The 23,638-nt window shown below is 43.1% G+C and carries 24 protein-coding genes; 9 read left to right on the top strand and 15 right to left on the bottom strand.

The window, feature by feature from the left end; all coding sequences use genetic code 11:
* Positions 1 to 11: 11 nt before the first annotated feature.
* Positions 12 to 1,067 (bottom strand): tetratricopeptide repeat protein, encoded by a 1,056-nt coding sequence (locus tag MHH54_RS16680; protein WP_106032129.1) that lies wholly within the window; start codon positions 1,065 to 1,067, stop codon positions 12 to 14.
* Positions 1,068 to 1,285: 218 nt separating this feature from the next.
* Between MHH54_RS16680 and fabZ the strand changes: the two genes are divergently transcribed.
* Positions 1,286 to 1,720: a 3-hydroxyacyl-ACP dehydratase FabZ gene (gene fabZ / locus MHH54_RS16675; protein ID WP_034620258.1), complete on the top strand. Its 435-nt coding sequence runs from the start codon at positions 1,286 to 1,288 to the stop codon at positions 1,718 to 1,720.
* Positions 1,721 to 1,845: 125 nt separating this feature from the next.
* Positions 1,846 to 2,241 carry a large conductance mechanosensitive channel protein MscL gene (gene mscL, locus MHH54_RS16670; RefSeq protein ID WP_003215139.1) on the top strand — a complete coding sequence of 132 codons (396 nt, stop codon included), beginning with the start codon at positions 1,846 to 1,848 and terminating at the stop codon, positions 2,239 to 2,241.
* Between the two features lie 189 nt (positions 2,242 to 2,430).
* Here mscL and MHH54_RS16665 read toward each other — a convergent pair whose 3' ends face one another.
* Positions 2,431 to 2,841, bottom strand: a complete 411-nt coding sequence (locus MHH54_RS16665; protein ID WP_342500453.1) for a YwpF-like family protein — start codon at positions 2,839 to 2,841, stop codon at positions 2,431 to 2,433.
* Between the two features lie 117 nt (positions 2,842 to 2,958).
* Between MHH54_RS16665 and MHH54_RS16660 the strand changes: the two genes are divergently transcribed.
* The 3 genes from MHH54_RS16660 to MHH54_RS16650 all read left to right on the top strand — a co-directional run bounded on the left by MHH54_RS16660 (position 2,959) and on the right by MHH54_RS16650 (position 5,489).
* A complete protein-coding gene (locus MHH54_RS16660; protein WP_003214951.1) occupies positions 2,959 to 3,315 on the top strand; it encodes a hypothetical protein in 357 nt (118 codons plus the stop codon).
* Positions 3,316 to 3,686: 371 nt separating this feature from the next.
* Positions 3,687 to 4,547 (top strand): Cof-type HAD-IIB family hydrolase, encoded by an 861-nt coding sequence (locus MHH54_RS16655; protein WP_342500925.1) that lies wholly within the window; start codon positions 3,687 to 3,689, stop codon positions 4,545 to 4,547.
* Between the two features lie 153 nt (positions 4,548 to 4,700).
* A complete protein-coding gene (locus MHH54_RS16650; RefSeq protein WP_003214597.1) occupies positions 4,701 to 5,489 on the top strand; it encodes an STAS domain-containing protein in 789 nt (262 codons plus the stop codon).
* 68 nt (positions 5,490 to 5,557) lie between these two features.
* On the opposite strand, the gene MHH54_RS16645 is transcribed toward MHH54_RS16650, so the two are convergent.
* The gene (locus tag MHH54_RS16645) at positions 5,558 to 8,335 is read right to left on the bottom strand and encodes a DEAD/DEAH box helicase (protein ID WP_106035685.1); all 2,778 of its coding nucleotides are present in this window, start codon (positions 8,333 to 8,335) and stop codon (positions 5,558 to 5,560) included.
* On the bottom strand, positions 8,322 to 9,929 hold the full coding sequence (locus MHH54_RS16640; protein ID WP_106035684.1) for an SWIM zinc finger family protein: 1,608 nt from the start codon (positions 9,927 to 9,929) through the stop codon (positions 8,322 to 8,324). Before MHH54_RS16640 ends, MHH54_RS16645 begins: the two co-directional genes overlap by 14 nt.
* Before the next feature lie 186 nt (positions 9,930 to 10,115).
* On the opposite strand from MHH54_RS16640, the gene MHH54_RS16635 reads away from it, so the two are divergent.
* Together MHH54_RS16635 and MHH54_RS16630 are read left to right on the top strand one after the other, a co-directional pair.
* Entirely contained in the window at positions 10,116 to 10,259 is a 144-nt protein-coding gene (locus tag MHH54_RS16635; RefSeq protein ID WP_003214884.1) for a hypothetical protein, read from the top strand.
* A gap of 116 nt (positions 10,260 to 10,375) precedes the next feature.
* Positions 10,376 to 11,695: a UDP-glucose/GDP-mannose dehydrogenase family protein gene (locus MHH54_RS16630; RefSeq protein WP_342500452.1), complete on the top strand. Its 1,320-nt coding sequence runs from the start codon at positions 10,376 to 10,378 to the stop codon at positions 11,693 to 11,695.
* A 239-nt stretch (positions 11,696 to 11,934) separates the two neighbouring features.
* Here the strand turns inward: MHH54_RS16630 and MHH54_RS16625 are convergent, their stop codons facing one another.
* The 5 genes from MHH54_RS16625 to alsS form a co-directional block, all read right to left on the bottom strand.
* On the bottom strand, positions 11,935 to 12,468 hold the full coding sequence (locus tag MHH54_RS16625; RefSeq protein ID WP_342500451.1) for a chromate transporter: 534 nt from the start codon (positions 12,466 to 12,468) through the stop codon (positions 11,935 to 11,937).
* Complete coding sequence (locus tag MHH54_RS16620; protein WP_342500450.1) at positions 12,468 to 13,058, bottom strand: chromate transporter; 591 nt, start codon at positions 13,056 to 13,058, stop codon at positions 12,468 to 12,470. Before MHH54_RS16620 ends, MHH54_RS16625 begins: the two co-directional genes overlap by 1 nt.
* A 7-nt stretch (positions 13,059 to 13,065) precedes the next feature.
* Positions 13,066 to 13,542 (bottom strand): Lrp/AsnC family transcriptional regulator, encoded by a 477-nt coding sequence (locus tag MHH54_RS16615; protein ID WP_003214832.1) that lies wholly within the window; start codon positions 13,540 to 13,542, stop codon positions 13,066 to 13,068.
* Between the two features lie 153 nt (positions 13,543 to 13,695).
* Positions 13,696 to 14,466: an acetolactate decarboxylase gene (gene budA / locus MHH54_RS16610; RefSeq protein WP_003215261.1), complete on the bottom strand. Its 771-nt coding sequence runs from the start codon at positions 14,464 to 14,466 to the stop codon at positions 13,696 to 13,698.
* A gap of 38 nt (positions 14,467 to 14,504) precedes the next feature.
* The gene (gene alsS, locus MHH54_RS16605; protein ID WP_212045617.1) at positions 14,505 to 16,202 is read right to left on the bottom strand and encodes an acetolactate synthase AlsS; all 1,698 of its coding nucleotides are present in this window, start codon (positions 16,200 to 16,202) and stop codon (positions 14,505 to 14,507) included.
* A 150-nt stretch (positions 16,203 to 16,352) separates the two neighbouring features.
* Here alsS and alsR point away from each other — a divergent pair, with 150 nt between their 5' ends.
* Positions 16,353 to 17,249: an acetoin biosynthesis transcriptional regulator AlsR gene (gene alsR / locus MHH54_RS16600; RefSeq protein ID WP_065097893.1), complete on the top strand. Its 897-nt coding sequence runs from the start codon at positions 16,353 to 16,355 to the stop codon at positions 17,247 to 17,249.
* A 65-nt stretch (positions 17,250 to 17,314) separates the two neighbouring features.
* Positions 17,315 to 17,917, top strand: coding sequence for a flavin reductase family protein (locus tag MHH54_RS16595; RefSeq protein ID WP_268494144.1), 603 nt, complete (start codon positions 17,315 to 17,317; stop codon positions 17,915 to 17,917).
* Positions 17,918 to 17,991: 74 nt separating this feature from the next.
* On the opposite strand, the gene rbsB is transcribed toward MHH54_RS16595, so the two are convergent.
* From rbsB to MHH54_RS16565, 6 genes are read right to left on the bottom strand one after another with little or no spacing between them, the layout of a single operon-like run.
* Entirely contained in the window at positions 17,992 to 18,909 is a 918-nt protein-coding gene (gene rbsB / locus MHH54_RS16590) for a ribose ABC transporter substrate-binding protein RbsB (protein ID WP_003215132.1), read from the bottom strand.
* 13 nt (positions 18,910 to 18,922) lie between these two features.
* The gene (gene rbsC, locus MHH54_RS16585) at positions 18,923 to 19,876 is read right to left on the bottom strand and encodes a ribose ABC transporter permease RbsC (protein WP_003215300.1); all 954 of its coding nucleotides are present in this window, start codon (positions 19,874 to 19,876) and stop codon (positions 18,923 to 18,925) included.
* Position 19,877: 1 nt separating this feature from the next.
* Complete coding sequence (locus tag MHH54_RS16580) at positions 19,878 to 21,359, bottom strand: sugar ABC transporter ATP-binding protein (RefSeq protein ID WP_342500449.1); 1,482 nt, start codon at positions 21,357 to 21,359, stop codon at positions 19,878 to 19,880.
* 15 nt (positions 21,360 to 21,374) lie between these two features.
* Positions 21,375 to 21,767, bottom strand: coding sequence for a D-ribose pyranase (rbsD, locus tag MHH54_RS16575; RefSeq protein WP_268494119.1), 393 nt, complete (start codon positions 21,765 to 21,767; stop codon positions 21,375 to 21,377).
* On the bottom strand, positions 21,764 to 22,642 hold the full coding sequence (gene rbsK / locus MHH54_RS16570) for a ribokinase (RefSeq protein WP_106030105.1): 879 nt from the start codon (positions 22,640 to 22,642) through the stop codon (positions 21,764 to 21,766). The genes rbsD and rbsK overlap by 4 nt, the downstream gene beginning before the upstream one ends.
* On the bottom strand, positions 22,639 to 23,625 hold the full coding sequence (locus tag MHH54_RS16565; protein ID WP_342500448.1) for a LacI family DNA-binding transcriptional regulator: 987 nt from the start codon (positions 23,623 to 23,625) through the stop codon (positions 22,639 to 22,641). Before MHH54_RS16565 ends, rbsK begins: the two co-directional genes overlap by 4 nt.
* Positions 23,626 to 23,638 lie beyond the last annotated feature (13 nt).

The following is a 23,638-nucleotide window of genomic DNA, read 5'->3' as shown; positions in this document are numbered from 1 at the left end:
GCAGGCTGACATCAGCCTCTCATGATAAAAAAGGCGGCTCGCTCAAAGTCGCCCTTTTTTTTATAAAAATCTGAGACATCGGCAAGCAGATCCTCAAGATCAATCCAAGCTTCTTTTCGTTCAAGGCATGTGACGAGCCTTGCGATCTGCTCATCTGCCTTTGGCGTTTGGCTGTAGAGAAGAAATAAGATTTGGAACTTGATTCTTAATATATCAAATTGAGAAGTAACGGCTTCTTTCAATCCTTTTTGAATATACTTCATTCCTTCATCGGTTAAATTTTCTTTATAACAGGAACGCACAGTTTCGTAGAGGCACGATACATAGGAGTGTGCGGACTTCCGGTATGCTGGGAGACGAAGTGCTTTTTTAAAGTATTCCAGCGCTTTCTTGTGACGGTTTTGTCTCGACTGAATAAAGCCAGCGTCATAATAAACGATACCGAGCAGTTCTTGATCATCAATGATTTTCACGTATTCGATGATCTCAATAAAAAGAGCTTCTGCTTCTTCATATTTTTTTTGATCGCTATAATTAAGACCAAGCACAATTTTACAACGATAGAGGCTGTGGTCATCCCCATGCTTTGCAAAGATATCCATGGCTTTTTGAACATGACGAATCGATAGCAACGAATAGCGGTTGTTGTAATAAACACCACTTGTACGGAAATGGAACTCTGCTTCCTCCAGCTCATCGTTAAGGAACGACAGTCGTTCTTCCGCCTTTTCGAGATAGTAGATCGCATCATTTTGATCGCTGTTTAAAGCTTCGTAAAGTCCGAGAAAGAAGTAAAAGTAATAGGCCAGTTCTTCGTTCATATCATCTTTGTGCTGCATCAATTCATGTTTCATTTTTTCTAAGTCCTCTGTCTGATTCATCCAGAGCTGCTGGCGAAAAAGCATCAGCTGATAATGTAAATAGAGTTCCTGTTTTTTTGATATTTTACGTTGATGTTTTAATAGAGTTGTTTTGATTTCTTCAGCCTTCGAAAAATGTCGATGCTTTAGCATTGTATACCACGAATGGAGAAGTTTTTTAATGGATTTATCACTTATAAAATTCATTTTTACCCTCTTATTCAATCAATGATGTAATATATATTACCATATTTGTGAAAAAACAATGAGTGTAGTGTGGATTATATTTGATGACAATAGGTAATAGTAGATTCTATTTTTTACCATATATGTGGAGCGGACGTTGAAAAATACGAGCATTCATAATATACTTCTATAGGAATCAAATGAAGATCATCGATATAGAAAAAAGGAGAGATCAAGATATGCTTGATGCTCAGCAAATTCAAGACATTATTCCACACCGTTATCCATTCTTATTGGTCGACCGTATTTTAGAGGTTGAGGGAGAGAAAAGAGCGGTTGGGATTAAAAATGTCACAGTGAACGAAGAATTTTTTAATGGTCATTTCCCAGGATACCCAGTCATGCCGGGTGTGCTAATTGTAGAAGCACTTGCGCAGGTGTTTGGAGTCATTATGTTAGGCAAAGAAGAAAACAAAGGGAAAATTGGTTTATTTGCAGGAATTGATGGCTGCCGTTTCAAAAGACAGGTGAAGCCTGGCGATCAGCTTCGTTTAGAGGTAGAAGTGACGCGCCTCAAGGGTCCAGTTGCAAAAGGAAAAGCAGTAGCCACAGTAGATGGCGAAGTGGCATGTGAAGCAGAACTTACATTTTCTATCGGTCCTAAAGTATCATGATTTGCCTGGCGGTTCATCAAGGATGAATCGCTTTTTATATGGAAACAACTAGTCTGAACGGATCAGGACTTGCATTTTTGACAAAAAAACGTCATATTAGACAAAAAAGATGAAGGTGATAAAAGATGCTGAAAGAATTTAGAGAATTTGCAGTCAAGGGAAATGTCATTGACTTGGCTGTAGGTGTCATCATTGGGGGAGCATTTGGCAAAATTGTCACTTCTCTTGTGAATGATTTGATCATGCCGCTCGTCGGTATTATTATTGGCGGACATGATTTTAGCGGTCTATCTATTAAGATCGGATCTGCGCAAATTTTATATGGAAGCTTCATACAAACAGTGATTGATTTCTTGATTATCTCGTTTTCCATTTTTATCTTTATTCGTTATTTGAATAAATTAAAACGGAAAAAGGTAGAGGAAGAAGAGGTTGTAGAAACGCCGGATCAAACGGAAGTTTTACTAACTGAAATTAGAGATCTCTTGAAACATCAAAGCCAATCGAAAGATGTGCAATAGAAAAAGAGCGGCTAACCCCGCTCTCAGCGTGTAGGCAAACCCTCGCATTCGTTGTCAGGTCTGTGCTTCGGTGCTCGCCCTTTCTAGACTGCAAAGGTTTTCTATCACGCTGAAAGGAAGACAAAGGGCTAAAATAAGATTCATTTTAGCCCTTTGTCAACTATCTAAGAGCGGCTAATCCCGCTCTTTTTATGTGTTTTGTTTAAATGCATCCAGCAGTTTTTCTCCGGAAAGCCCCTCTTTGACGAGGTCTTTAAGTACTTCTTCGGTTTCTGTTCTGTAACGATTTGTAATCATCTTACCATCGAGCAGCACAGAAATGTTTTCTTCTAAAGCAACAATGTTTTTGACTTGGACAGATAGATGAACAGGGCGGTTGTTTTCTTTTGTGATCGTTACTAGAATCTTCACTTCAGTGTGCTGCTGAAAGAGCACCTCAAACTCCTGTCTATGTTTCTTTGGAATGAGTGCCTCGATCATCCAGTGATTTTCACCATCTTCTTTATTAATGATTAAACCGTCACGAAGGGGAATGCTGGACATTTTATCTTGCTTTGGATCAAGTTCGATTTTTAAATCAATCAGCCTAAAGGTTTTCATTTTTTGCACCTCACAAGCGTTCATTATTCGTAAGTAACATTATAGCATACAACATCTGTATAAATGAAACCGCTGCCTGCTTAAAGCGAGCTGCATATGAGTGAAAGGAGATGTTTTATGGAGTCTTATCAATTGCGAAACATACATATTGGCGAGGAGAAGGCAAAGAGCACAATGCGCGTTTATTCGTGGGGAGACATTCTTTCATTTTGTGATGTGTACATGGAAGAAGGCGAGTCACTCACGTTTCAATACGTCACCGAGGATCAAATGGACTACTTTGAATTTCAATTGTCGATTCATGACGGGCAGCTTTGTTTTTATTGGTTTGCGTGGGACGGATCTGATTATATTCACATGCCTTCTAGTAATTGGATTCATTCAGATGTTTTTTATCAATTTATGAAAAATAAGTTTTTCATCAAACAAAACAAGATGATGTTTTATACTCAAGCGGTAAAAAGCAGAAATTAAAGAGGAAATAGAGAATTTGAGGGGGAATTTTGTCATTTTCATGTTTTGTCATATACAACCTTTCTCGGTAGACTAAGGGCAGTTGAAAGGAAAGGAGGTACGGTCTGAATCAAAAGGTAACGTCTAGCATCTGACAGCCCCCTCTAGCTAAAGCTGATAGACGCTGCCTTGAGCATAAGAACACTGCGTAATAGAACCATCGCTTCTTTGTATAGGTCATGTGTCCCCTTAAATCCCCTTGTGTGTATCCGGTCATGTAGCGTGGCCGGGTACCCTTTTATTCAATGATAAACCGATCACCTCTTGATGATGGATTTTATCAGCGGTATGATAGCCAAAATGGAGACAAAAAGGAGAGAACGATGACAAACATTCAATTGATTGCAACGGATTTAGACGGAACGTTATTGAATAGTGAACACAAAGTGAGTCAGGAAAATGAGCAGGCATTAAAGGAAGCAGCGGCGAATGGATTGGAAGTTGTCGTTTCTACAGGAAGAGCGTATTTTGATGTGAGGTCTATTTTTGATGAGCTTGGGATGAATACATGGGTGATTAGTGCCAATGGAGCTGTGATTCATGATCCGGCTGGACAAGTATATCATTCAGCTGCTTTACAAGAAGAAAAGGCCAAACGCATATTGTCGTGGCTTGAAGAACGTGATTATTATTATGAAGTTTTTACAAACGAAGCCATTTTCACACCGAATCGTGGTAGAGAGCTTCTTGCGATTGAAATGGATCGCTTAAAAAGTGCAAATCCAGAAACGGACCTGAGTGTTTTAAAACAAGCGGCAGAAGTGCAATACAGTCAGTCGGGTTTTTCTTATATTGATACATATAAAGAGTTGTTTCGTGAGGATCGAAAGCTTTCATTCTACAACATCTTAGGTTTCTCTTTCTTTGAAGGCAGATTGAAGGCAGGATGGGATATGTTTGGTGATGATTCAGATGTCACAATGGTCAGTTCAGCCGATCATAACTTTGAAATTGGTTCAAAGGATGCATCTAAAGGCCAGGCATTAACAAGGCTGGCAGAACGACTTGGTGTTCCTTTAAGCCAGACAGCGGCTGTAGGAGACAGTTTAAATGACGAATCGATGCTTCGAGCAGCTGGTGTTGGGGTTGCGATGGGCAATGCGAGACAGGATATGAAAGAAATCGCTGATCATGTCACGTTAACAAATGATGAACATGGTGTGGCGTATATGATTCGTCACCTGTTGAAATAGATGCATCGGATGTCGTTGTATAAATCACATAGGATAAAGCGCATTCTACAAAAGAGGAATTCAGAACTACTTCTATTTACACATGATGTGGAACATCATATAATTTAATTATGAACATAACCCGCTTGTAAGGAAATTAAGGAGAGTAAACGAATGGCGCTGGAATCTTATAAGTCCGAAAATCTGCATTTAATCAAGGAAGCCTTAGACTATACTCAGGTTGGCCTGACGGTGACGGACCCGTCTTTACCTGATAATCCTTTAATATATGTGAACAAGGGCTTTTTAGATATGACAGGCTATCAAGAACCCGAAGTATTGGGGAAGAATTGTCGTTTCCTTCAAGGAAATGAAACAGAGCAAATTGCTCTCCAACAAATTAGAACAGCTATTGAGAACAAAGAGGCTGTCACTGTTCAGCTGAAAAATTATAAAAAATCTGGACAGATGTTTTGGAATGAGTTAAGTGTAGCTCCTCTTTGGATTGACGAAAATGAAGGGAAACGTCTTTATTTCGTTGGTCTGCAAAAAGATGTCACGAAAGAGAAGGAACAGCAGGAGCTTCTTGAGCAATCAATTGATGAAGTGCTGAACATTTCTGTTCCCATTGTTCCTGTGAAAGATGGTATTTCTGTGTTACCGATCATTGGTACGTTAACAGCGCCAAGATTTGATAAGATTATCTCCACAGTCTCCACCTATATCTCTCAATCCAAGGACGATTATTTTATTGTCGATCTGTCTGGTTTATTAGAAGTTGATTCATTTGTGGCAGATGCGATCTTTAAGCTGAACGATTTGATTTTAATGACAGGTACGGAACTCATCGTGACAGGAATTAAACCGAACCTTGCGATGAAAATGGGAGAAATGAGAGAAGACTTCCGTGAATTGAATACGTATATGAACGTGAAATCTGCATTGAAAAAACTGCACATTTAACCTATGTTCATATGAAATGAAAAAAGAGGACTTTTCATCATGTTGAGAAAGTCCTCTTTTTGCTTGGATTAAGATGATTGAGCGGCGGCACTTAATGTGAATAAATCTTCTAGTTCGTTTGTCGATAGCTCTGTAATCCAGCTTTCACTTTGGATAATTTGATCATTTAACGTTTGCTTTGTTTCGAGCATTTGATCGATTTTTTCCTCGATCGTGCCCGTTGTGATCATCTTATGGACGTGAACAAATCGTTTTTGTCCGATCCGATAAGCACGGTCGGTCGCTTGGTTTTCCACAGCAGGATTCCACCATCTGTCGTAGTGAATGACATGGTTTGCGGCGGTTAGGTTAAGTCCTGTTCCTCCTGCTTTTAAAGAGAGAATTAAGATGTTGAATTCTTTCTTCTGGAAGCGGTCCACCATTTTATCCCGTTCCTGTTTGGACAGACTGCCATTTAAAAATTGAACTGGTTCTCCAAACATTTTTTCCGCCAGCTGCTTGATCATGTTCCCCATTCCAATATACTGCGTAAAGATGAGGCAGCTTTCTCCTTGCTCATGTATTGCTTTTAACAGCTCTGCGAGTTTATCCATTTTTAATGAACGTTTCAGCAGTTTCACATCGGTTCCACTCTCTTTTAAATAGAGAGCCGGGTGATCGCAAATCTGTTTGAGTCTGCCGAGCATACTTAAAATAATGGCTTTCCGCTGCATTCCTGTTAACGAAGCCATGTGTTCGAATGTATCTTTCACGAGCTGTTCATATAAAGAAGCCTGCTCAGCAGATAGCGGAATGAATTCTTTTTCTTCGAGTTTTTCAGGCAGATTCAGGGCGACCTCTTCATCTTGCTTTGTTCGTCTTAATAGGAAAGGCTTAATCAGCTGCTGCAGCTGTTCAATTCTTTTTTCATCACGATCTTTTTCAATCGGCAGAACGAATTTCTTATGAAAGCTCGTCAGGCTGCCGAGATATCCTTTGTTGACGAAGTCAAAAATGGACCAAAGCTCTGTCAAACGGTTTTCCATAGGTGTCCCGCTAAGGGCAATGTGATGCTGCCCTTTGAGCTGTCTGATCGCTCTCGATTGTTTCGTATGGGCATTCTTAATGTTTTGGGCTTCGTCTAAACAAATCGTATCCCACTTTGCTGACGTTAATTCATCACGATCAGAATGTGAGAGTCCATAAGACGTCAGGACAATATCTGTTGACTCGTATGCCTTTGTAAAGTGTTCCCCTTGAGGGCGTGATGGCCCGTAATGCAAGGCAACATTCAAATGTGGTGCGAAGGTTTCAAGCTCCCGCTGCCAGTTTCCTAAAACAGAGGTCGGCGCAATGATGAGAGATGGAGCGGCATTTTGCTCCTGCTCCTTTAAATATGTGAAATACGCAATCATTTGAATCGTTTTTCCAAGACCCATATCGTCTGCTAAACAAGCCCCAAATCCATGAGATCTTAAGAATAACAGCCAGTTGACACCATGCTGCTGATACGGCCTGAGTGTGCCTTTGAAGGACTCACTCATTTCGTAGGAAGGCAGCTCATGCGTATCATTTAACTGATGAACAAGCCCTCTTAATTGAGACGAAAGTTCAAATTGAATATGTGCAAATGCTGAGCTGTCTAGCAGCTCTGGAATCGATTCAGAGGATGCTTCTTGATCTGCCAGTTCACGTGACAAAATATCAGACATGTGCAGCCCTTCATTTTCGGCACGCTCCATCCATTTTTTCATTTGCTGGATGAAGGTTGGATCGATTTTGATCCATTGTCCACGAATATTGACAAGGCGCCGTTTACTTTGGACAAGCTCGTTGAACTCATCTTCTGTCAGCTCGATGCCGTTTGTAGCGAAGCGCCAATTAAAGTCCATCAAGGCATCCATTCCGACATGCGACTCGCCTCTCGGGGTAGAGGAAATCCTTGCTTTTAGCATCATGGTGCTTTCTTTGACAATTTGCCACCACGATGGGAGCAGGATCTCAATGCCCATATTCACAAGTGTTTCACTTGCTTCAGATAGGAAGAGCCATGCTTCGTCTTCTGACATGAGCGTGGTGCCAGATGTGAAAGAGAGCCAAGGGACAATTTGACCGAATCGTTCCAGCTCTCTTGAGATTTTATCTTGATACGGATGCCAAGACCTTTTCAATGAACGGATGCCTTCAAAAAAGTGAAGGTCGCTGTTTTTCTTATCACGCAAAAACAATTCGATTTTCCAATCATCTCCGTCGAAATCCGGTTCATTTAAACGCAAGCCGACAGTGAAAGGTGTGTCGTCATCAATCCAGCCAATCGTTTCCAAGAAATCCTGCTCATCTAAAAAATGTCCTTGGAAGGATGAGAGCGCAGGCGATTGTTCTGTCATCCGGTTCCATTTGTGCTGTAAGGCATTATCAAATTGAATATAATCCTGTACGGCAAAGGAGAACCACTCAGCCGTATAGCCATCTAATAGTCCTTCTTTGTCTTTAAAACGAAGCACACCTTTTGTCCATGCCTCGTAATCGGGAATGAAATCTTCATCCTCAATGAATTCATAAATGGTGGAGGCGGTCTTCATCAGTGGTTCCGTTTCATCGGTTAGTGTCACATGACTAAAGGTATTAAACGAATTTTTTCCTAGCAGTTCGACGGTCATCCAAGGGCTTAGCAGGAAGGCAGGTGTGCCAATAAAGCTCACATCTTCTAAAAATGTTCCGTAAAAAGACGATTCGTGCCATTGGAAAAGCTGCCTCTTCATTTCATTAAGCGGAACAGGGTGTCCGTCCTCTGCTTGCGCTGAAATGGTGAAAGAGAAATCTTCTGTTTGTTCTGCATGAATGACAATTTGTTTATGGCGTGTCATCAATTAATTTTCCTTTCTTCATTTCCTCTTGGAACGCACGCAGCCGTTTCGTTGAATCCTGTAGCTGCTTTACATATCTTTCCCAAATCGCAGTTTTTTTCGTTTTATGATAAAGCGTGCGCAGTTTTTTTAGCATTTTCACAGATTCCCGGTAAGCACTTCGATTCTTTTGATCGAGAAGCTGTGAGATTTCACGGTGATATGATGGAATGAGCGCTTCAGGCTCCTCTTTTGCAATTTGTTTGATCAGATCCTTCTCCAGTTCACTGATGGAGAAACCAACAAGGCTGTGAATCTCAATCCATTCTGCATAACGCTGTTGTGCATATAATAGCTGACTATATTCAGTAAACGCATAGGGCATGCAAATCTGGAGGTAGCGTTCATATAAATGATGATCCTTCGTCTGCTTAAAGTATGCGTCTAAATAAAAGAAGAAATCACTGACGGCTCCTCGCAGTTCTCTGTAGGAAAGGTCGAGCTGGCAATATTCCTCTAAAATATAGGTGATCTCATGATACCATAGCTTGAGCCGCTTCCAGTCCTTGCGGTTTGTCAGATCCTTCAGCCAATTGAGCACATTTGGCAGCATATCTGCATTGAGCAGCTTTAATTGCTGAAAAAGGCTATCGTCTTCTTTCAGTAAATAATCCATGTGCATCAATCCGATGGTACGTTCAACCGTTTGTTCTTGCTTCTGAGCGTTCCTTAGTAATTCTGTTTCTTTTTTAACCCATTTCCCTCTATTTAATATGGTGCCCCAAATCTCCATAAAGACCGCTACTCGTTCATGCTGGAAAGGTCCGTTTATTTGAAGAAGTGTCCGAACGGCAGTTGGTGTGTTTTCAAGAAACGGATCGAGGGAAAAGGAAAGGGCGTATGTCTTCAAGTGATCCACTGAATCGAAAATGGTGTTCATAAGCTGTTCGACATATGGATTCATGGAATAAAAGTCCTTCTCGGCATCAAGCTGGCCAAGTTCGATTAATTCATGAATCCTTAACCACACATCGATTGACGTATGAATCGCATACAAACTCTTGAATTCAGGAGAATGAGGTGCTTGTTTTTTTAGGATCGATAAATAGCCGTAATACAAATGCTGCGGTGTTTGCTGGTGCTTTGGTGTCCGTTTCAGCCAGAGGTTAAATTCCTCTTGGAAAAAATTCAGCCAGCTTTGGAGTGATTGTTCGTCTGGGCGCTTCACTTGGAAGTGCTGGCGAATCAATTCTTTGCTGCGCTGTAATTCATCCTTTTCTGACCAATTTTCTGTAAATCCAGTCACACTCTCCACTTGAGCGTATAGCGAAAAGAAGACAGCGAGAATGTGTTTACAAAGTCCATCTGCCGGACATGAGCAGCTGCTTCTCACAGGAAACAGCACATGAAGGTGGACTCTTGCTGCCACGACATCATGTACATAAGCTGACCATTCCGTATCAGATTCTTGCTTGAGACGATATACACTGTCCTGTCTATAAGTAATCAATGCTTTTTTGATGAGTTGTTTGTTTTCATCTGTTGCAGGAAGAAGTTCTTTGATCTGTTCGGCTGTTTGTTTGATTTCTTCCTCGTTGATGTTGTGCTGAAGCATTTGATCCGCTCCTAACCAAGTAAAAGATTCCAATTCTTTTATTATAGCTCAATGGTGATTTATAAAAAAGTTTTTCATGAAAATGGTCATAAATTTCAAAAGCTGTCGAATGATGTATTAGAGTATTGCATAAACCAACCTTACAGCATATAATAATGAAATTAGTGGAATCGAAAGGATACAGACATGGATAATAAGGGTTTGAATCAAGAAGAGTTTTTAAAAATTTTGATGTACGCTCATGATATTGGTGAGAATTCAAATGACGTCACCACAAAAGAAATGCTTGAAAATCTGATTGCTCATATTCGAAATGGTCTTGTTTCATAAAAGTGACCCCCTGCTGGTGATGGCAGGGGGTTTTTGTATGCTTTTATGAATGGAACGAAAGCTCCCAGCATACGATGTCATTACAAGCATAAGGCGTATGGGGAGCTGATGGTGTCATGAATATTGCAATTGCAGGCTGTGGATATGTGGGACTGGTCACAGGTGTGTGTTTAGCGGAGGCAGGGCACAATGTGGCGTGTATTGATATTGACCGGAGAAAGGTCATGCAGCTGAAACAGGGACATCCACCAATGTATGAGCCAGGATTAAAAGAACTGCTGAAACGCAATCTTGAGCAAGGACGAATTCAATTTCACATAAATGGAGCGGCAGCCTACCCGCGGGCAGATGTGTTAATGATTGCGGTTGGCACCCCGCAGCAGGCAGATGGCCAAGCTGATTTACAATATGTGTTTCAAGCCGCAAAGGAGATGGGTACAAAAGCGAAATCAGGTGCGGTTCTTGTGGTGAAAAGTACGGTGCCTGTTGGAACGGGTGATCAAATCGAACATATGATCCATCAAGAATTAGGACGGAATGAGCCATTATCGATTGCATCTAACCCAGAGTTTTTACGAGAAGGCTCTGCCATTTCAGATACATTGAGGGCAGATCGGCTTGTTATTGGGGCTGAAACAAAAGCTGTATTAGACCGGCTCGAGGAGATGTATGCTCATTTCCACCTGCCAGTGGTCAAGACAGACCGAAAAAGTGCAGAAATGATCAAGTATGCATCAAATGCTTTCCTTGCGACCAAAATCAGCTTTATGAATGAGATTGCCTCCATTTGTGAAAAAACAGGTGCTGATGTTGAATGGGTGGCGCAGGGAATGGGGCTCGATCAGCGGATTGGTTCTTCATTTCTCAAGGCGGGGATTGGCTACGGAGGTTCTTGTTTTCCAAAGGATACAAATGCACTTGTCCAAATCGCAGGGCATGTGTCGCATGATTTTGAGCTGTTAAAGGCTGTTATCAAAGTAAACAATGAGCAGCGAGCCGGTTTTATCCGAAGTATTCAGGAGAGACTGGGATCAAATCTTGAAGGAAAGCGAATTGCACTTCTTGGCCTTGCTTTTAAACCGAATACAGACGATATGAGGGAGGCGCCGTCGGTTCCAATTGCTCATGAACTCCATCAATTAGGCGCGGAGCTTGTGGCGTATGATTCTGTTGCCGCACGCAATGCCGCTCGTGAGCTACCTGAAAAAGTCGTGTTTGCTCATACGATTGAAGAAGCGCTAAAGGATGTCCATGCAGCTTGTATATTAACAGAGTGGACAGAAATTCAGACGTTCCCGCTTACGTCCTATAAGGAATGGATGAGACAGCCGCTTATTTTCGATGGGCGAAACTGCCATACGCTTGAAGCGGCAGAACAAGCAGGAGTCGAGTATCATTCGATTGGGCGCAGACCGGTTTCTCCAATATATATGTAAAAGAAAACCGATAACAGGTCATGTTATCGGTTTTAGCGTGTAGACAAACCCTCGCATTCGTTGTCAGACCTGCGCGCTGGTGCTCACGAATGTCAAATTCGCTCTGCTCCAGTGCTCGCTCTTCCTAGACTTCAAAGGTTTTCTATCACGCTGAAAGGAAGACAAATGGCTAAAATAAAATTCATTTTAGCCATTTGTCAACAATTTGTAACCGATAACAGGTCATGTTATCGGTTTTTTTAATGCGGCAGAATGAATCCGCCATATAAAAAGGCAGCCACAATGAGAAAGGCGGGGTGCATTTTGAATTTAGTCATAAAGAAAAATGAGATCGCAGCAATGGCGAGCGACTGCGTCCAGCCAATGGCTTTCACTGCATCTCCGCCAATTTCCCATGTTAATAAAAGCATCATCATCGCAATGACAGGCTGGACGGATAAGGTCATGCCTTTGACGACAGGGGATTGGCGAAAACGGTCAATCAGCTTGAGCAATAAAATCAATCCAATGGCTGATGGCAGTACAGTTGTAAGCAGTGCCACAATAAAGCCTGGCCAGCCCATGACGTCATAGCCGACATATGCCGCGATTTTCGTCGCAATTGGTCCTGGCAGTGCATTGGCTAAAGCAAGCATATTGGAAAATCCTTCGTTCGTCATCCAATGAAAATGGTTGACGATTTCTTCATAATTCAGCGGGATGGATGCAGGTCCTCCGCCATATCCTAATAGATTGGACAAGAAGAATGCCCAGAATAAAAAGAAAATCAGCATCATGAAGACACTCCTTTCTCTTTATTTGGTCGATTCCAGCGTTGTTTCAGTTTGAAATGAAAAGCGCCATAGCATAAAAAGATGATAACAATGATTCCTGGATGAATGGACAGCACCTGTAGCCCGATAAAGGCAAGCAGGAACAGAGCGATCCCGAAGATCATTCCGAAGCCTTTCAGCGTTTTTTGTCCAAACTCGTATGCCATGATCCCGAGCAGGACGGCAATAACTGGTGTCACGGCGCCAATCATATTTTGAATGATTTGTGAGGAGCTTAAGACGCTGACAAGTGTGACGAGTGCCACCATGGCGAGGCATGTCGGTAAAATATGGGCAGCTGTTGCGACAATTGCGCCGGATACGCCCTTCAATCGATAGCCGAGATATGCTGACATTTTGGTCGCGATCGGACCTGGTAATGCGTTGGCGATGGCGAGTGTTTCTCCAAACTCGTCATCATTGACCCATTGATATTTCACCACCGCTTCATGGCAAATGAGTGGTATGACGGAAGGACCTCCGCCAAAACCGAGAATACCGGTTCGCACCATAGCGATGATGAGTTCGATATATGATTGCAAGTGCTTCAACTCCTGTCTACAATTTCATGCCCATTCGGCTTTTGTATCGTTTAATGAGCATTTGGCAGTCCACACTCACGACGCCTTCTAGCGGGTACAGTTTTTTTGTCAGGAATGTCTCCATTTCCTGTTCATTTTGAAAAATGCCATGCATATGCAGCTTGCTTGGCCCTGTCATGTGATAAAGGCTTGTGACAGCTGTTTCCTGCTCAAGCTGAAGGGCGACTGCTTCTAAAAATTTCGGCTCCACTTCTACATTAAAGAAGACAGAAACATGAATGCCGATCTTAGCAGGATTGATGACCGTTGTGAATCGTTCAATGACGCCTGCTTCAATGAGCTGCTGTATACGGGCTTGTACAGCAACACGTGAAAGACCGACTTGTTTCCCGAGATCTGTATAGGACATACGCCCGTCCTCGTGTAATATGGATAAAATTTGTTTATCTCTTTCATCTAATGTTAAGTTCGGAATGCTATAGTCGTTTGACACCGTATGACCACCTTTCTTCTGTTGATATTTTAGCATATTTCATTACGAATAGAATGAGTGAATTTAAATTTACTAACGAAATGAAATGTAATGAAGTGATGAGTATTCTTTTTGCATAAAAAAACACCCCGGAATCACCGGGATGTCTTTATTTTATTGATCTGGACTGCTTTCTGCACTGGCAATTTGTTGTGCGAGGTCAGCTCGATCAATGTCTGCTTGGAAGAATTCTTGCGTATTTGGCAAGTGTAAATTCATATGACGTTTTTGAGAAATTCGGATGGTCACTTGATCAACGGTGTAATCAAATACGTGTCCGCCGACACTTCGATCGTCATCAATGAAATGAAGATGATATCCACTCACTGCAATACCATGTGCGTACTGCGGTGTACGGAAACCGGCGATCGTTCCTTGAATATCCTCGAAATCGAAGATGGGCTGTGACTTGACTGCTTCCACCATCGGAACGTAAGGTTTTTCCTGTTTTTCGACCGTACGTGTTTGCACCTTTTTGAATGATCCATCAATGCGGATTGCATAAAACACATTCTTACTTGGTAAAATGCGGTCGATTTCTTCTTCTAGCTCTTTGCTCGTCATGGCTGCATCAATTCGATGAACGATATCTGTTTCAAAGAATGCTAAAGAGCAGAAGGGTGAATAGTCTTGATTGGTAACCGGTGTCGCTGTTCCATCCGAGCGCAGTCGGTAGAATGCGCCATCAAAGCCGATCAGCTCTCCATCTAATTGATTGAATGTACCAATACCGAAATCACCGTGCTCGGGAATTTGTGAAAGGGAGAAATCTCCATCATATACGGCTTCCAGCAAAGAGGTCATCGTCGATACTTGATAGACCTCTTGCTGTTTGTCATGTTGTTTTGTGTCGCTGTGTTGATTCATTGGGTGCATCATACCCATATCCGCTCACTCCTTTGGTGTAATGTATGGACATCTTATCAGACGTTCAATGTGCGATTTTCACGAAAGACTTCTGGCCATTTTTGACTGGCGAGGTCTGGGTTGTCTTGATAGTCAATCGGAATATCAATAATAACGGGTCCTTCTATGTTTATACCCTTTTGAAGGACAGTTGAAAGCTCTTCAGGTGAGTTAACCCGTAATCCAGTCGCTCCAAAGCTTTCCGCATACTTCACTAAGTCGATCTGTCCGAATTCAACGCAGGATGTGCGATCATATTTCATTTCCTGCTGAAATGCCACCATGTCGTATGTGCTGTCATTCCAAACAAGGTGAACGAGGTTTGTTTTCATGCGGACGGCTGTTTCTAGCTCCATTGCAGAGAAGAGAAAACCGCCATCACCAGAGACCGAAATGATCTTTTCATCTGGATTCAATATGGAAGCCGCAATGGCCCATGGTAAGGCGACACCTAATGTTTGCATTCCGTTGCTCACAAGGAATGTGTTCGGCTCATAGACGCGGAAGTGACGCGACATCCAAATCGCGTGAGACCCGATATCACAGGTGACCTTCGTGTTATCAGGAATCAGGCGTCTTAATGTATGAATGACATCCAGCGGGTGAGATAGATGACTTTCTCTTTCTGGTGCTTTTTCAATGTCGCTTAACAGCTCCTGTAATTCAGTGACGAATTCAATTTGTTCTTTGCATAGAGAAAGTGGAACACTGTCATGGGCTAGATGTTTAACGGTTTCAGCTATATTGCCGACAAGCTCAAGCGCTGGCTCATAAAAATGATCAATATCTGCCTGCATGTCATCGACATGGATGATCTGTCGCTGCTTCGGCTGAATATTCCAATGCTTCGGATCATATTCAATTGGATCAAAGCCGATGGTTAAAAGGACATCTGCTTGTTCAATGAGAAGATCCCCCGGCTGATTTCTGAATAAACCGATTCTGCCTACATATTGAGACTCGAGCTCTCTTGAGAGAACGCCGGCTCCTTGGTACGTTTCGACAAATGGAATTCCAAGTGTTTTCAATAATGTTCTTGTAGCCTTTGCAGCAGCTGGACGACTTGCTTTCATTCCCACAATGGCAACAGGTAAGTGTGCATTTTGAATTTTGGCGATAGCCGAGCTGATGAGAGCATCCGGTGCAGGACCTAGTTCTGGAGAAGGGTGAGCAGACACTGGTGTTTGTGTGGTGTGTTCTGTCACGACATCTTGTGGAAAGCTGATAAATGCTGCTCCAGCCTGCCCCTTTTGTGCCGCGCGAAAAGCATTTGTTAAGGCTTCGGGTATATTATGAACGTCTTGTACTTCAACACTGTATTTTGTGACTGGTTTGAATAATGCCGCATTGTCGAGTGATTGATGTGTTCGTTTTAGCCGATCTGCACGAATGACGTTTCCGGCGATTGCGACAACAGGGTCACCTTCTGTATTGGCTGTTAATAGACCTGTTGCTAAATTAGATGCGCCAGGACCTGATGTGACGAGACAAACACCTGGTTTGCCGGTTAAGCGGCCGACAGCAGCTGCCATAAAGGCGGCGTTTTGTTCGTGTCTGCATAGGACAAGCTCTGGACCTCTGTCTTTTAATACATCAAATACGGCGTCAATTTTGGCACCTGGAATTGCAAAAACATGGGTCACACCTTGAGCAATCAGCGTATCAACAATCAATTCTGCTCCTCGTCTTGTTAGGGGTTGTGCTTGAGAATTCATTTACCCCGCACTCCTTTCGGCAAGTAAAATTTTTTATGAAAATATATTTTCATGATATGATTTACTATACATTTCAAAATGGAAAATTTCCAATATCTGTTTAACGTGGTTTTAATATGTTTCACGAATAAGTGTGCGAGGAGTGAAAGGATGGAACTGAGACATTTGCAGTACTTTGTCACAGTAGCGGAGGAGCTGCATTTTGGCAGAGCAGCCGCACGGTTGAATATGACACAGCCGCCACTTAGTCAGCAAATTAAGCAGTTTGAAGAAGAATTGGGGTTTCCTTTGTTTCACCGGTCGAAGCGAGTGGTGGAGCTAACAGCTGCTGGAAAGGTCTTTTTACATGAGGTGCGTGGTGTGCTGCATCAGCTTGATAAAGCCGTTGATCATGCCCGGCATACAGCAAGAGGAGAGCTGGGAAAAATCATCATAGGGTTTGTTGGAACAGCGACGTATGATATTCTGCCGCCAGTTGTACGCGAATTCAGAGAGCTGTATCCCTCTGTCAGTATTGAGCTGGAGCAGCTTTCTGTTCCGCAGCAGCTAGGAGCGCTTTTAAATGGGGAGATTGATATCGGTTTTTTACATCCTACATCTCCTCATGAAGAACTGGTCAGCCGTTTGATGAAGCAAAGTGAATGTATTTTTGCGATTCCGAAAAATCATCCGCTGGCGAAAAAAGAGGCGGTCACGATCGAAGATATTCGTCATGAGCCGATTATTTCTTTATCACAGGAATCATGGCCGTCCCTTTATCAACACTTTGTCCTGCTATGTGAAAAGTACGGGTTTTCTCCGAATATTGTACAGGAAGCGGCTGAATATCAAATGGTGATTGGCCTTGTCACAGCTGGTATCGGCATTGCGGTCATTCCGAAATCAGCCCGGCGTTTATTTAATCTAGATGTTGTGTATCGGTCCATTGAAGGTGAACAGCTTCTGGCAGAATGGACGATTTCCTATAGACGAGAAAATCATAATCCTGCTTTATTTCATCTTGTCCACCATATCCTGCATCGCACCGAGCCTGAATCAGAGGCATAGAAAAAGAGGTATGGTATGATGTCGTTACATTCAAAGGAGGCGTACCTGAATTGATTACATTGCTAATGGATCAGCTGTCACGAAAAGAGGCTTATAAATTATTATCTGGTTCTATCGTTCCAAGACCGATTGCGTTTATTACAAGTCTGTCTAAAGAACATGTTGTCAATGCCGCACCGTTTAGTTTCTTTAATGTCATCAGCGGACACCCGCCGCTCCTCGCAGTTTCTATCGGACGACGCGAAGGTCAGATGAAAGACACAGCGCAGCATATGATTGACAGAGGAGAATTTGTGGTCCATGTGAGTGATGAAACGATAATAGAAGATATTAATGAAACAGCTGCTACGCTGCCACAGGATGAGAGTGAGCTGGATCGAACCGGTCTTCATCAAGTAAAGAGTCATGTCGTGTCAGTGCCGGGCATTCAGGAAGCGCGTATTCGCTTTGAGTGTCAGCTTGAAAAGCATCTCACCTTTCAAAATGATGAAGGGGAGATCACGGTCGATCATATCATTGGCCGGGTTGTGTGTGCGCATTTAGATGAGGCTGTGTATGATGCAGAAAAAGGGTATGTTTCGACTCATGAACTAAAGCCAGTCGCACGTTTAGCGGGAAATGATTACGCCCATTTAGGGACGTCATTTGTGCTGAAAAGACCAGAATGAAATGAAAAGAAGACAAAGGACTAAAGCCCTTTGTCAACCATCTGTACCCCCGAGGGAAGTCGGGGGTTTTGTGTTTATTTTTTCTGTTCTAGTTTCAGTGGAGCTGCGATGTTCTTTTCTACCTTTTTCCCTTTTAAGACGTCGCTTGCAGCACCGACTGCTAGTTTTCCGATCAGCTCTGGCTGCTGCGCAACTGTTGCAGAGAGCTTTCCTGCTTTGATCGAGCTGAGTGCATCTTCGTTTCCGTCAAAGCCAACGACAAGAATGTCTTTCCCAGAACTTTGAATCGCCTCTAGTGCGCCAAGCGCCATTTCATCATTGTGGGCAAAAACGGCTTTGATGTCAGGGTTTCCTTGAAGGAGGTTTTCCATGACGTTCAACCCTTTTGTCCGGTCGAAGTCAGCCGCTTGTTTTGCTGTCACTTTTAGATCTTTATCTGCTATTTGATGGAATCCTTTTCCGCGTTCACGTGTAGCGGAAGCGCCTGGTACACCTTCTAATTCAGCGACTTTAGCGCCTTTTCCAACCTTGTCGATAATAAAGTTGGCTGCCATTTCGCCGCCTTTGACGTTATCTGAAGCAACCAGTGCTTCTACTTTACCGCTTTCAGCTGAACGGTCTAATGTGATGACAGGAATATCTGAAGCATTCGCTGATTCAACAGCAGTTGAGATGGCAGACGAGTCCGCTGGGTTGATAAGCAATGCGTCGACCCCTTGCTGAATTAAATCTTCTACGTCACTTGTTTGTTTTGCTGAATCATTTTGAGCATCTGCAATGACGACTTCGATGCCAAGCTTTTTCGCTTCTTTCGTCACCCCGTTTTTAAGAGAAACGAAGAATGGATTGTTTAAGGTCGAGATCGAGAGACCGATTTTGATGTCTTTTTTCTTCCCATCTTTTGTTGATTTGGCCCACTCTGGCGGTTCTAGCGAGCAGGCAGAAAGCATGAACAATGAGAGAGTCAGAATGAGAATGAGATATTTTTTCATAGCAGCTGCCTCCTTAAGCAGATTTCTTTCTGTCTAGTAGGACTGCAATCAAGATGACAATCCCTTTCACAACAGATTGATAGAATGATGATACACCAAGTAAGTTCATACCGTTGTTCAGGACACCGATGATAAGCACCCCGATCAGTGTGCCGACAATTCGTCCTCTTCCGCCAGACAAGCTTGTCCCGCCAAGTACAACAGCAGCAATCGCATCAAGCTCATAGGACGTACCAGCTGTTGGCTGAGCTGAGTTTAGGCGAGAGGTTAAAATGGCACCTGCTAAAGCAGACATGAAACCTGCCAATGAATAGATCATAATTTTTACGCGTGGTACTTTGATTCCTGAAATAAGCGCAGCTTTTTCATTTCCGCCGATGGCATATGTTCTTCTGCCGAAAGGTGTTTTATGAAGCAGCACCCAAAGCACGATAAAGGTGAGAAGCATCGTGATCGCTGGAACAGGAATGCCTAAGAAATACCCGCGTCCGAATAACTGAAAGGCATAGTTAGAACCGAGTCCGGTAATTGGGTTTCCGTCTGTATAAACAAGTGTTAATCCTCTGAAAATCGTCATCGTGGCAAGTGTTGCGATAAAAGGAGCCATTTTTCCTTTTGTGATTAAAAGACCGTTGACCATCCCAAGAATAGCGCCGATGATACAGCCAACGATAATAGCTAAAATCGGGTCCATACCAGACACGATAAATCCGGCAGTCAGCGCACTAGAAAGTGCTAAAATGGCACCGACAGACAAATCAATTCCTCCGGTTAAAATAACAAACGTCATTCCAAAGGCAATGAGGGCATTAATGGAGATTTGTCTCAGTAAGTTTAAGATGTTTAATGGCTCTAAAAAGGCCGGGTTTAAAATAGAAACAATGGCGACAAGGATGATGAGTCCTAAGAATGGCCCAAGCTTTTGCATGATGTTGTCAAATCGTCCATTTGAAGTAAGTGGTTTCATGTTACTTCCCTCCTGTAGCTAGTGTCATAATTCGTTCTTGTGTTGCGTCTGCTTTATTTAATTCTCCGCTGATGGTTCCTTCATGAATGACAAGCACTCGATCGCTCATCCCTAGAACTTCTGGGAGCTCAGAGGAGACCATTAAAATGGCAACACCTCGATCAGTCAGTTCATTCATTAACTGGTAGATTTCTCGTTTCGCTCCGACATCGACACCTCTTGTCGGTTCATCTAAAATCAAGACCTTCGGCTGGATGCCGATCCATTTGGCGATGACGACTTTTTGCTGATTTCCACCAGAGAGACTTCGAGCAGAGATTTCAGAGGAAGCCGTTTTAATCGTCAATCTTTTGATGAGCAGGTCAACAAAATCCTGTTCGTTTTTCTTATCGATTAGTCCCTTTGGAGAGAAGCTTTCTAAGTTTGGCAGACCAATGTTTTCTCGAATGGATGCATCCAGCATGAGTCCTTCATCTTTGCGATCCTCTGTGATAAAGCCGATGCCGAGCTTGACAGCATCACTTGGTTTTTTAATGATAGCCTTTTTCCCATGAACCCAGATTTCCCCTTGATCAAGAGGATCAAGACCAAACAGTGACCGCATCATTTCGGTCCTGCCAGCGCCCATTAAGCCTGCAACACCGACGATTTCTCCAGCTTTAACGGAGAAATTGATATCTTGAAATTGTCCTTTTCTTGTCGCTTGCTTCACCTCAAGGATAGTATCTCCTAGAGAAGGCGTTCTCTCAGGGTATCGATCTGTTAATTCGCGGCCGACCATTTTTTTGACGACCTCATGGAAATTTGTTTCAGGTATGGCTTTCGTATCGACCGTTTTCCCATCGCGCATGATGGTAATCCGGTCACAGATCGCAAAAATTTCCTCCATACGGTGAGAAATATAGACGATGGATACGCCTTCCTTTTTGAGAGATTCAATGACCTGAAAGAGCTTTTCAATCTCACGGTCTGTAAGAGCTGCTGTTGGCTCATCCATGATGATGACCTTCGCTTCCGTCATTAATGCCTTTGCAATCTCAATCATCTGTTTTTGTCCAACAGAGCAGCTGCCTGCCTCTTGATCAAGCGAGAGGTTCACAGACAATCGGTCCAGCTGGCTTTGGGCAAGAACCTTCATTTTCTTTGTGTCTAGCAATCCAAATTTCGTATAGATTTCTTTCCCGATGAATAGGTTTTCCAAGACGGTCATATCTGGCCATATGTTGAGCTCTTGATGAATAAAGGCGATGCCGTGTTGTTCCGCTTCCTTCGGATTTTTGAAAGCGGTTTCTTTTCCGTCGATTTGAATCGTTCCCTGGTCTAATGAATAAAGACCTGTGAGCAGGTTCATTAAAGTTGATTTTCCTGCGCCATTTTCACCCATGAGCGCGTGGACCTCACCTGTGACGAGGTCAAAGGAGACCCCGGAAAGAACGGTGTTTTTTCCAAAGGCCTTATGGATGTTATGCATCTCAATGTTCATATCTGGCTCCTCCTTTTAAAAGATGACACCGGCATGAAGAATGCAGTTTGCGTATGGGGTGGCTTCACCCGTGCGAATGACTGCTTTTGCCTGTTTGGTCATATCTTTAAACGTCTCGTGGTCTACATCATGTAATGGCTGTGAGAACGCTTTCTTTAGAAATAGATGATCTCGCTCATTGGCTTCTTTGATTTCACTAGCTACAGTAATGTGTTCAACCGCCATTTCTTGAAGAAGGAGGGAGGTGACCTCCTGAAAGGACGGTGTGCCGATTGATAGTGCCAGGTCGATTTTGAATGGACCTTCTGGAATAGGCAGGCCGCAGTCTGCGATGACGATTGTATCTGTATGACCAAGGTCAGCAAGTACCTTGGCGATATGACTGTTTAAGATGCCGTTTTTTTTCATTTTTTTCTCTCCAGTTCTTCTCTTGTTGGCATGCCGCCTTGTGCACCGAACTTGGTGACAGACATTGATGCTGCAAGGTTAGCGAATGCAAGTGCGTCATAGAGAGATTTGCCTTCTGTTAAGGCGACAGCCAAGGCTCCGTTAAAGGTATCGCCTGCTCCTGTTGTATCTACTGCTTCGACTGGAAATCCTGGGACGAGCACTTCTTTCAATCCGTCAAAATATCGAACCCCATTTTTCCCTTCTGTAATCAGTAATTTGTTAGGATATTGACGCAAGGCGTCTTCAATTGGGAGTCCGTTAAACATGAGAACAGCCTCGTGCTCATTCGGTGTAATGTAGGCAGCCTGGTCTAAAACTTGCTGCGATACTTTGCGGGCAGGTGCAGGGTTTAAAATCACAGGGATTTCTTTTTCGCTGCAAATGGCGCAGACAGCTTCGACCGTTTCTTCAGGTATCTCCTGCTGAATGAGCACTATTCCAATATCATCTATTGTAGAAAGTGCTTCTCTTACATAGTCAGGAGTGACCTCGTCATTTGCCCCTTTGACCACGACAATGCTGTTATCACCTTCCGCTAAAATGATATGAGCCGTGCCGCTTTCCATTTCGGTAACCGGTTTCATATATGAGGTGCGGACCCCTTGGTCTTGTAGATTGCTGAGAATATCTTGACCATAAGCGTCATCACCGACCCGGCCGACCATGTATACATCAGCACCGAGTCTGGCACTGGCGACTGCTTGATTGGCGCCTTTTCCGCCTGGGACGGTTTTAAATGATTCGCCTAACACTGTTTCACCGGCATTTGGCCGTTTATCCGAAGTGACGACTAAATCCATTGAACAGCTTCCTACTACGACAATATGACTCATTGTGAATCCACCTTTCTTGTGGTCTCTCGTTCAATAAAAGAGACGGGCATTTGAATAACTGGTTGATCTATAGGTTGTTTCTGAATCGCTTTAATTAACAGCTGCGCCGCTTCTTTTCCCATCTCATAGGCAGGCTGCCTAATTGTCGATAGGGAAGGGAAGAGCAGCTCGCTTTGCGGAATATCGTCAAACCCAATGATTTGAACTTCCTCTGGAACGGCTTTTCCGATCCGAAGTGCTTCGTGTATGACCGCTGTTGCGACAATGTCATTACTGGCAATGATGCCATCTGTTTCAGGGTACAGCTGAAAAAGAGCCTTGGCACTTTTTCGGGCTTCTTGAAAAGAAAACGAAGCATTAGACATCACATGGAAGTCGACACCCTTTTCGGTTAGTACATCGAGTGCACCCTTGAATCTCTGCCTCGCTGTTTGAAGATGGGCAGGTCCTTTCAGCAGTGTGATCTGCCGGCTGCCGCGCCTGATTAATTCCATTGCAGCCATTTTCCCGCCAGCTGCAGTATCTGCAGATACAGAAGGTGCATGTGGAACGGTTCGATCTAAGAACACAACCGGCAATTCATCATCATTGTATATATCTGATTCAGGTTCGTTTGTGACAGCGATGACACCGACTACTTGATTTTGTTTAAAGGTTTGTAAATAAGCCAATTCCTTTTCTCGATCTTCATCACTGTTTCCGAATAATAACCGAAAACCTTGCGCATGAATCTCATCCTCTACGCCTCTAGCAAGCTGAGGAAAGAAGGGGTTTGTGATATCAGGCAAGATCAAACCGATTAAGCGGGATTCTCTTTTGAAAAGGGATCTAGCCACTTCATTGGGAAAGTAGTTCAGCTCCTGCATCGCTTGTGTCACACGGGTTTTCGTATCTGTATGGACATATCCAGTATCGTTAAGCACGCGAGACACAGTGGCAACAGACACTTGTGCAGCTTTTGCAACATCTTTAATGGTAGCCAATGGAGTGCCTCCC

Source organism: Bacillus sp. FSL K6-4563 (assembly GCF_038630405.1).
GTDB classification, from domain to species: domain Bacteria; phylum Bacillota; class Bacilli; order Bacillales; family Bacillaceae; genus Bacillus; species Bacillus pumilus.
The sequence above is the reverse complement of the archived record's forward strand: the minus strand, read 5'-3'. Positions and strand labels throughout refer to the sequence as shown.

Excerpts from the sequence above, each read along its gene's own strand:
- MHH54_RS16680 (WP_106032129.1), bottom strand. The coding sequence starts at position 1,067 with ATGAATTTTATAAGTGATAAATCCATTAAAAAACTTCTCCATTCGTGG.
- alsS (WP_212045617.1), bottom strand. The coding sequence starts at position 16,202 with ATGAATTCTCAAGCACAACCCCTAACAAGACGAGGAGCAGAATTGATT.
- fabZ (WP_034620258.1), top strand. The coding sequence starts at position 1,286 with ATGCTTGATGCTCAGCAAATTCAAGACATTATTCCACACCGTTATCCA.
- rbsK (WP_106030105.1), bottom strand. The coding sequence starts at position 22,642 with ATGAGTCATATTGTCGTAGTAGGAAGCTGTTCAATGGATTTAGTCGTC.
- MHH54_RS16625 (WP_342500451.1), bottom strand. The coding sequence starts at position 12,468 with ATGCTGATTTTCTTTTTATTCTGGGCATTCTTCTTGTCCAATCTATTA.
- alsR (WP_065097893.1), top strand. The coding sequence starts at position 16,353 with ATGGAACTGAGACATTTGCAGTACTTTGTCACAGTAGCGGAGGAGCTG.
- budA (WP_003215261.1), bottom strand. The coding sequence starts at position 14,466 with ATGGGTATGATGCACCCAATGAATCAACACAGCGACACAAAACAACAT.
- rbsB (WP_003215132.1), bottom strand. The coding sequence starts at position 18,909 with ATGAAAAAATATCTCATTCTCATTCTGACTCTCTCATTGTTCATGCTT.
- MHH54_RS16640 (WP_106035684.1), bottom strand. The coding sequence starts at position 9,929 with ATGCTTCAGCACAACATCAACGAGGAAGAAATCAAACAAACAGCCGAA.
- MHH54_RS16665 (WP_342500453.1), bottom strand. The coding sequence starts at position 2,841 with ATGAAAACCTTTAGGCTGATTGATTTAAAAATCGAACTTGATCCAAAG.
- MHH54_RS16630 (WP_342500452.1), top strand. The coding sequence starts at position 10,376 with ATGAATATTGCAATTGCAGGCTGTGGATATGTGGGACTGGTCACAGGT.
- MHH54_RS16580 (WP_342500449.1), bottom strand. The coding sequence starts at position 21,359 with ATGAACATTGAGATGCATAACATCCATAAGGCCTTTGGAAAAAACACC.
- mscL (WP_003215139.1), top strand. The coding sequence starts at position 1,846 with ATGCTGAAAGAATTTAGAGAATTTGCAGTCAAGGGAAATGTCATTGAC.
- rbsC (WP_003215300.1), bottom strand. The coding sequence starts at position 19,876 with ATGAAACCACTTACTTCAAATGGACGATTTGACAACATCATGCAAAAG.
- MHH54_RS16645 (WP_106035685.1), bottom strand. The coding sequence starts at position 8,335 with ATGACACGCCATAAACAAATTGTCATTCATGCAGAACAAACAGAAGAT.
- MHH54_RS16660 (WP_003214951.1), top strand. The coding sequence starts at position 2,959 with ATGGAGTCTTATCAATTGCGAAACATACATATTGGCGAGGAGAAGGCA.
- MHH54_RS16635 (WP_003214884.1), top strand. The coding sequence starts at position 10,116 with ATGGATAATAAGGGTTTGAATCAAGAAGAGTTTTTAAAAATTTTGATG.
- rbsD (WP_268494119.1), bottom strand. The coding sequence starts at position 21,767 with ATGAAAAAAAACGGCATCTTAAACAGTCATATCGCCAAGGTACTTGCT.
- MHH54_RS16650 (WP_003214597.1), top strand. The coding sequence starts at position 4,701 with ATGGCGCTGGAATCTTATAAGTCCGAAAATCTGCATTTAATCAAGGAA.
- MHH54_RS16595 (WP_268494144.1), top strand. The coding sequence starts at position 17,315 with ATGGATCAGCTGTCACGAAAAGAGGCTTATAAATTATTATCTGGTTCT.